This is a genomic window from Variovorax sp. P4_D9 (genome assembly GCF_056401695.1).
The window spans coordinates 1-4,747 of sequence record NZ_JBFUIU010000679.1 but is presented as its reverse complement, the minus strand read 5'-3'; the positions used below and the strand labels follow the sequence as shown (position 1 = coordinate 4,747).

The following is a 4,747-nucleotide window of genomic DNA, read 5'->3' as shown; positions in this document are numbered from 1 at the left end:
GCTTAAGGCTTCCTGCCCGCCGCGGATCGCCGCTGTGGATCGCTCTATCTGCGTGGCCATCAGGCGCTGCTTGCGTGATGGCGGCTCGCATGAGTCGAGAAGGCGGCTACTTTGCCCGTGCCGGAACCGTTTGTGAATCGTCCAAGCGGACTGCGTGGTATTCGCGCACTTTGTGACGCAGTTCTTTTTTTGCCGGCGATCGGGTGCTAGGCGATTCCGCCCGCCGGTTCGTGGGCACGCTCGATTCGGAGGGCAAAACCCGGCCTGGATCATCCCTTCGGATGGTTCTTGTCGCGCAGCGTGCTGGGAGTTGGAGTACCGATTTGCCCGATTTCGATCAGACGGGACCAGCATGCGCCATGGCTTCCGTGCCGGCTCTGCGGAAGGCGCCCGGCGTCATTGCGGTCTCGCGGCGAAACACTCGGTTGAAGGCGGCCACCGATTCGTAGCCGACCTGGCGCGACACCTCGGACAGGGCGACGTTCCCCTGCTGCAGCAGCCGACTCGCGCAATACATCCGCCACTGGGTCAGATATTCGAGCGGCGATTGGCCGACCACGGCCTTGAAGCGGGCCGCAAAGGCGGAGCGCGACATGCCGGCCGTGCGCGCCAGCGATTCCACCGTCCAGTCCTGGGCCGGGGCGCCGTGCATTGCTTCCAGCGCCCGGGCCAAGTGGCGGTCGGCGATGGCGCCCAGCCAGCCGCGGGTCGGACCGCCGGGCTGCATCGAATAACCGCGGATCGCGTGCACGAACAGCAGTTCGAACAGGCGGCTGACCACCGCAGTCGACCCCATCCCGGGCGACTCGGTCTCCAGGGCCAGCATTTCCAGGACGGATTGAAAGGCAAGGCTGCGGTGCTGGTCCAGCTTCAGGTACAGCAACGATGGCAACGCCTGCAGCAAAGGCCGGGCTTCGACGGCATCGAGTTCGAACGAGCCGCTGACGAAAGTGGTGAGCGCGCCGCCGGCGCCAACCTGGATGTGGTTGCCGACGCGCAGTTTCTCCACGTCCAAGCAGTCGATCAGGGCCGAGTCCTCGTGGTCGTACAGCCGGTAGGGCGTGCCGTCCAGCTTGATGAACACATCGCCGCTGCGCAGCGCAATCGGCTGCGGGCTGCCGGGCGTAGTCAGGATCGCCGAGCCGCGCACCAGCAGCACGAAATTGATGCCGCGCTCGCCGGGCGAGTTGACGCCCCACGGCGCGCTGGCATCCATCCGGGTGAAATTGGCGGTGCGGATGTGCAGGCCGGCGAGGATGTCGCTTAAAGGGTCCATGACTCTTTTGATTTTGGACGAATGAGCAATAAAGATAGACGTTTGGAGATTGTTCGTCTCCACGAGCCTAAATACTATAGACGACATTCGACCGGAACTGACCCATGGAATCCATGACCCCTATCGAGCAGGTGCGCGCCGCCAAGGCCCGCTATTGCCGCTATGCCGACACCAAGCAATGGGAGCCTTTTTCGGCGCTGTTCATCGCAGCCCCCCAAATCCTGATCTATGACGCCGCCGACCAGCTGATCCGTCTCGTTCGATACGCGCGAGGCGTTTGTTGCGGCGTGCCGAGGCTATCTGGAGGGCACGCACTCCATCCACCAGGTGCACAACGACGAGCTGACCCAGGTGTCCGACACCGAGATCCGCGCCATCTGGTCGATGGAGGATTGCGTGATCTTCCCCGAAGCGGACGCCAGCGCCGATCCCCGTCCGGCCTGCCATCACGGCTACGGCCATTACCACGAAACCTGGGTGCTGGACGGCGGCGCATGGCGCATCGCGCGCTTGGACCTGCGCCGCACCATTCTTGAAATCACCCCCAAGTAAAAAAGGAATGGCAGTGAAAGCAGTTGTGATGAACCAAACGGGCGATATCGGGGTGTTGGCGTATGTGGAGCGGCCGGACCCCGTGCCCGGCGCGGGGCAGGTGCTGGTGCAGATCGCCGTCGCCGGCGTCAATTTCATGGACATCGGCGTGCGCCAGGGCATGGCGTGGAACGAGATGCCCAACCCGAAGATCCTGGGCGTCGAGGGCGCGGGCCGCGTGCTGGCCGTGGGCGAGGGTGTCGACGGCTTCGACATCGGCCAACGTGTGGCCTGGGTCTACGCGCCCGGCAGCTATGCGGAGAAGATCGCCATTCCGGCCACTTCGCTGGTGCCCATCCCCGACGGTATCGACGACAAGACCGCCGCGTCGGTGATGATGCAAGGCCTGACCGCCAGCCATTTCGCCACGGATTTCTATTCCACCCAGCCGGGCGATATCGCCTTCGTCCACGCGGCGGCCGGCGGCCTCGGGCTGCTGCTGACCCAGATCATCAAGCTGCGCGGCGGGCAGGTGATCGGCCGCGTGTCGTCGATGGACAAGGTCGCGGTGGCCAAGGCAGCCGGAGCGGATCACGTGATCGTTGGCACCGACGGCACGTTCGTCGAGAAGGCGCGCGAGCTGTCCGGCGGCGAAGGCGTGCACGTAGTATTCGACGGCTCTGGCCCCAGCACATTCCAGGGATCGCTAGACGTGCTGCGCCGCTCGGGGACGTTCTGCTGGTTCGGCCCGGTGCTGGGCGGGCCCGGTCCGATCGACATCATGAGCCTGCCCAAGAGCATCAAGCTGGGCTACGCGGTCTTCTTCGATCACATCCATACGCCGGAACTGTTGCGCGCGCACTCAGCGCGACTGTTCGACTGGATCGCCGAAGGCAAGCTGAAAGTCCATATCGGCGGCGTATATCCGCTGGCCGATGCCGCCAAGGCCCACGCCGACATGGCAAGCCGCGCGACCATCGGCAAGCTGCTGCTGATGCCCTGAATCACGGTGTCATCCCCACCCTGGCGCCGGTCCTCCCATCGATGATCCCAGTCGGTCGGAAGGACGCTAGCGCTTTGGCGAGCAGGCGTAGTGCGTGGGGCTGCCGCCACCCGCTCGAACGCATCGGCCAGTGCCTGAATGTGCCCACTCTTGCCGGCACCGTCCACGCCCTCAAGGGTCAGAAAGAGCCCCGCCCCCCGGGAACCTTGTCGGTGCTCGCCGGGGGGATCAGCGAGGTCGGGATGTACCGCGTTCATGGTGCGCACCGATTGGGTTCGGCCCCGTCCTCGGCCTGTGCGATCGCCAGATTGCGCTCGATGGATGGTCCGGAATCGGGAAGTTGCTCGGCGTGGGCAGGGTCCGGAGAGTGGCTGTGTGGCGTCGGCGCGGCGGAGTTCATGCGGAAGTTCGAAAAGTTGGAAGCCTCGCGGGGGGGGGTGTCGGTCTATTATCCGTATCGATCTTTCGACACAGATAAATGATTGCGCAAGGTTAGCCGTGAGAACTCTTCAACGCACCGCTTTCGGGCCCAACGCCGCTGCCTTTCCCGCCCCAGTAGGCTCGCCCGTGCTGCCGGTCCTGCAGCAGGAGTCGACGGCTGAAGTGCGAGCGGCGCTCCTGGCGACCACGCTGACCGGCATGCCAACCCAGCGGATCTCGCTCAAGGACCTCGAGGCAAACATAGAGACCCGCGAAGCCCTGGCCAGCTACACAGGCGAGATCCTCCCGGTGGACACGGTCGAGTTCGTACGCGCGGCCATGGGCGTGCGTGGCGTGCCGGAACCGGAGGCCATGGTCATGACCCGGTCACGGATTTCGTGCGCCGGGAGATCCGCGCCGGCGTCCTGTTTGAGCTGAAGGCCCTCCAGGAACCGATCTTCGTGAAGCCAGTGGCCACTAAGGCCTTCTCCGGCTTCGTCTACGACCCCCGCCCTGGCGCCACGCACTCCGATGACCAGCGCGAGCAGCTCGCCGTGATCGCGAAGCTGAAGGCCAGCACCCGGGTCTGGCCCTCCGAGGTGGTGGAGTTCGTGTGCGAGCGGCGCTACTACGTGACGCTTCCGGCCGGATCCTCGCCCGAGCCCGCTACGACGCCGATGGCGCCGACGACGCGCCTGAACCCACCGCCGAGGTGGTCCAGAACGCCGTCAACAGCACCGTCTCGTACCTCGAGGCGCGGGGCAACGCCCATCCCTTCGCCGTTGACGTTGGCGTCCTGGCCAACGGGCGCACCGCGATCGTGGAACTGTCGGATGCCTGGGCCCTCGGCCTCTACGCTCACGCCCGCACGCCGGCCGGCACCGCCTGGAAGGCCCAGGACTAAATCGAATTTCTACAACTGCGCTGGCGCTCGATCGTCGCCTACGCGCAGCTGCGTGCGGCCAAGGAGACAGGCCAGCGCCTGGCCGAAGCCGGCCCGGTCGTCGGCAAGCCGGGTTCTGGTCCGAGCAGGGCAGCAGCGTTTCCTCGCCCCCACCTGAAAAACATTTGAGCGGGGCGGTATATCATGAAGARGCCCCTCMGCCAGCGCCCCTCCCSTCCCGGCCTCACCCCCGTGGATCCTTGCTCCCACCGGAACCATGTCCGCGCAAGTGCTTGGCCACGCCGAGCCTTGTTCCCGAGGTAGCGGATCCCTTGCGGATCTGTGCCCGCGGGATCGTGTCCCACCCGGCCAAATGGCACCACCCGACCTGTTCCACGTAAGCGATGCGCGCCGGCACGACGCCCGTCTCCTGGTGCCGGAAATGCGACACCCGCATGGCCGAGTCCGCCGAGCCCTTTGTTCCCTCGGGAAACGTGTCCCATTGGAACCATTTCCATCGGGAAGCTGATCCATCGGATCCTGGGTCGCATCGCCCAACCCGACATCGACACCATTGGTACCAGGCTCCCTCCGGTCAGGCCCCATCGGAACAAGCCGTCGTCGGTACCAGAGG

Annotated in this window: 5 protein-coding genes and 1 pseudogene; 5 read left to right on the top strand and 1 reads right to left on the bottom strand. The window is 65.4% G+C overall.

Annotation, left to right across the window (positions count from 1 at the left end):
* Positions 1-337 precede the first annotated feature (337 nt).
* Positions 338-1,276 (bottom strand): AraC family transcriptional regulator, encoded by a 939-nt coding sequence (locus AC1DY5_RS42450; protein WP_478120426.1) that lies wholly within the window; start codon positions 1,274-1,276, stop codon positions 338-340.
* Between the two features lie 300 nt (positions 1,277-1,576).
* Here AC1DY5_RS42450 and AC1DY5_RS42445 point away from each other — a divergent pair, with 300 nt between their 5' ends.
* From AC1DY5_RS42445 to AC1DY5_RS42425, 5 genes and pseudogenes are all read left to right on the top strand, one after another.
* The gene (locus AC1DY5_RS42445; protein ID WP_478120427.1) at positions 1,577-1,828 is read left to right on the top strand and encodes a nuclear transport factor 2 family protein; all 252 of its coding nucleotides are present in this window, start codon (positions 1,577-1,579) and stop codon (positions 1,826-1,828) included.
* Positions 1,829-1,856: 28 nt separating this feature from the next.
* A complete protein-coding gene (locus tag AC1DY5_RS42440) occupies positions 1,857-2,810 on the top strand; it encodes a quinone oxidoreductase family protein (RefSeq protein ID WP_478120425.1) in 954 nt (317 codons plus the stop codon).
* Between the two features lie 567 nt (positions 2,811-3,377).
* Positions 3,378-3,668, top strand: coding sequence for a hypothetical protein (locus AC1DY5_RS42435; protein WP_478120424.1), 291 nt, complete (start codon positions 3,378-3,380; stop codon positions 3,666-3,668).
* A pseudogene (locus AC1DY5_RS42430) lies at positions 3,629-3,805 on the top strand (hypothetical protein); the annotation flags it as partial. The gene AC1DY5_RS42435 and the pseudogene AC1DY5_RS42430, both read left to right, overlap by 40 nt.
* A gap of 38 nt (positions 3,806-3,843) precedes the next feature.
* Entirely contained in the window at positions 3,844-4,134 is a 291-nt protein-coding gene (locus AC1DY5_RS42425; RefSeq protein ID WP_478120423.1) for an ATP-grasp domain-containing protein, read from the top strand.
* The last annotated feature ends 613 nt before the right edge of the window (positions 4,135-4,747 follow it).

What these genes read in the sequence shown, in the direction of transcription:
- AC1DY5_RS42440 (WP_478120425.1), top strand. Translation starts at nt 1,857, where the DNA reads ATGAACCAAACGGGCGATATCGGGGTGTTGGCGTATGTGGAGCGGCCG.
- AC1DY5_RS42450 (WP_478120426.1), bottom strand. Translation starts at nt 1,276, where the DNA reads ATGGACCCTTTAAGCGACATCCTCGCCGGCCTGCACATCCGCACCGCC.